This window comes from Calidithermus terrae, from assembly GCF_003574345.1.
In the GTDB taxonomy this organism is placed as follows: Bacteria; Deinococcota; Deinococci; order Deinococcales; family Thermaceae; genus Calidithermus; species Calidithermus chliarophilus.
In genome coordinates, this window is the sequence record NZ_QXDL01000375.1 from 1 (window position 1) to 1,971 (window position 1,971).

At 77.4% G+C, this 1,971-nt stretch carries 2 protein-coding genes; both read left to right on the plus strand.

Annotated features, from left to right (window positions below; genetic code table 11):
* Positions 1-165: 165 nt before the first annotated feature.
* Entirely contained in the window at positions 166-1,329 is a 1,164-nt protein-coding gene (locus tag Mterra_RS20850) for an eCIS core domain-containing M35 family metalloendopeptidase (RefSeq protein WP_218022995.1), read from the plus strand.
* A 9-nt stretch (positions 1,330-1,338) separates the two neighbouring features.
* The coding region (locus Mterra_RS20855) for an eCIS core domain-containing protein (RefSeq protein ID WP_218022996.1) at positions 1,339-1,971 on the plus strand (633 nt) is incomplete at its 3' end.

Consider the following 1,971-nt stretch of genomic DNA (forward strand, 5'->3'; position numbering starts at 1 on the left):
CGTCGCGGGCCCGCCGGGGGCCGAGCAGGTCGGGGCTCAGGTGGCGCGGGCGGTGTACCGGGGGCTCGACCCCAGCCCGGAGGGAGGCGAAGCGCCGTGAGGGAAGCCCCGCGCAGTTTCCCGGCCCCGGGTCCCGGCTTTCACCCGGCGGCTCGAGACGCCCGTTTGCAGCGCCGCTGCGCCTGCGGGGGCCTCGCCGGTCCTACCGGCGAGTGCGAGCAGTGCCGCAAGCGGCGCCAGGGGCTGCTTCCCGCCCCGCAGAGCGTCCCGCCCGTGGTGCACGAGGTGCTGCGCTCGCCGGGGGAGGGGCTCGAGCCGCAGACCCGCGCCTTCTTCGAGCCCCGCTTCGGCCACGACTTCGGCCGGGTGCGCGTCCACGCCGACGCCCGGGCCTCGGCCTCGGCGGAGGCCGTGGACGCGCTGGCCTACACCGTGGGGCCGGACGTGGTCTTTGGCCGGGGCCAGTACAGCCCCCACACCGCCTCGGGGCGGGAGCTCCTCGCGCACGAGCTGGCCCACGTCGTGCAGCAGGAGCGCCTGCCCGCGGGCCCGCCCTCCGGCATCGGCTCCCCGGCGGGCGAGGAGGAGCGGCAGGCGGAGCGCGCGGCGGCTTCGGCCCTGGGCGGCGGCAGGGCCACGGTCGCCCCCTCGAGCGCCTCGAGGCCCGCCCTCGCGCGCCGGGTCATCCCGCGGCGGGTGGACTGCACCGCCGGCAACGACGGCGCCCCCGCCGACCCCGTGGCCGAGCTGACCGCGGTCGAGGACAGGGCCCGGGCGATGGCCGGCGCGGTCTCGATCCTCCTGACCCTGGCGGGGGGGCTGACCCGGGCGGGCCTGGGTGCCCCGGGCTCGGTGCTGGAGACCGCCTTCGAGGACCGCTTCGGGGTGCCCCCGGCGGTGCGGGGCGGCTTCATGAACCGGCTCACCGGCGGCGTCGTGCCCACCCTCGAGGAGGCTCGAGGCCAGGAGATGGAGCTCATGGCCCGGCGCTACGGGCTCATCGCCAACGCCTTCGACGGCCCCCTGCATTACCGCTGCATCGGCGGGGCCAGCTCCTTCGGCGGGTGCAGCATCCCCGACTGCTCCAACGACGCCTGGTCGTGCCCGGGGGTGGACGCGATCTTCCTCTGCCCCGGCTTCTGGGCCCCCGGCCCCCCCGGCACCCAGTCCACCCTGCTCATCCACGAGGCCTCGCACATGATCTGGGAGCGCGTGGGTCACGGGGCCAGGGGCTCGGGGGGCAATTTCCGCCACGCCGAGTGCTACGCGAGCTTCGTGGCCGACGTCTTCGGCATCACCCCCGGGCTGCCCGCCTGTCCCATCCCCTGAAGGAGGCGCATGAGCCAGCAAACGCCGCAAGCCGCCAAAGCCCCCGCCCCCGCCGCGCCGCCCGGGGCCAGGGGAACCTTGCAGCGCAAGTGCGCCTGCGGCGGCACGCCGGGGCCTACGGGCGAGTGCGAGGACTGCCGCCGCAAGCGGCTGGGGTTGCAGCGCAAGGGCCTGGGCCCGGCCCCCGCGCAGGTGCCCGAGATCGTCCACGAGGTGCTGGGCTTGCCCGGGCAGCCCCTCGAGCCCGCCGTGCGCGCCGCTTTGGAGCCGCGCTTCGGCCACGACTTCGGCCGGGTGCGGGTGCACACGGGCTCGAGGGCCGCCGAGTCGGCGCGGGCGGTGAGCGCGAGGGCCTACACCGTGGGCTCACACGTGGTCTTCGCACAGGGGCAGTACGCGCCGCACAGCCCGGCGGGGCGCGGCCTGCTGGCCCACGAGCTGGCCCACGTGGTGCAGCAGGGCAGCTCACCCGCCCCCGGCCCCCTCACCCTGGCCGGCGAGCGCGGGGAGGGTGAGGCCGACCGGGCCGCCCAGGCCGTGCTGGGCGGGCAGGCGGTGGGGGGGCTCTCGAGCGCCGCCCCCGCCCTGGCCCGCTTCGCCGAGACCCGCACCCTGCCCCAGCCCGACCGCTCGGAGGTGGAC